General features: G+C 52.3%; 1 protein-coding gene. It reads right to left on the bottom strand.

From position 1 onward, the window contains the following. Positions 1-193: 193 nt before the first annotated feature. The coding region (locus tag AC1RPN_RS08145) for a hypothetical protein (RefSeq protein WP_481763708.1) at positions 194-549 on the bottom strand (356 nt) is incomplete at its 5' end.

The following is a 549-nucleotide window of genomic DNA, read 5'->3' as shown; positions in this document are numbered from 1 at the left end:
CTTTATATCATCGTATTTCATTGGCCGTATTCCTTCAGGGCCTCGGCCCATGCGGTTTGGAAAACGACCCACGCGTGGGTCGTTTTTGGGTCCAAATAGTTGTCACCGCCGCGATATAGAATCATGGTGCGGCCCGTCGTGCGTTCGAAAGCTTCTCGGCACGCCACGCGTTGTTCTCGTGTCATAATTCTCCTTAGCTCAGCAACTTTTCACGCACACGTCGTGCATAGGCCGCTTCTACCGACTGGGCCTCGGCGCGCGGTTCTACCGTACACATATCAAGAATACGCAGCACGCGCATCATTTCAGCGGTCCGTGCTTTAGAAGCCACCTGCTCGACTTCAGTTTCGGTAAGATGCGCCAAATCGTTTCGGATTTCGGGCATCACCTGCTGAATGATCCAAACCACGAAATCGGCCACGCCATCATCAATCGTGCTGCTTAGCTCAAAGAATTGAGCAGCGCGCTTAAGTTGCAGATTGTCGATACATGCTGCATAGTGAGTTGCGTCAAGCACACTATGCATTTTCGTCTCTCTTTTGCTGGCCC

The organism is Dellaglioa sp. CoH-57-MRSF-20, from assembly GCF_056781955.1.
Note: the sequence above shows the minus strand (reverse complement) of the source record. Positions and strands in the feature narration are given on the sequence as shown.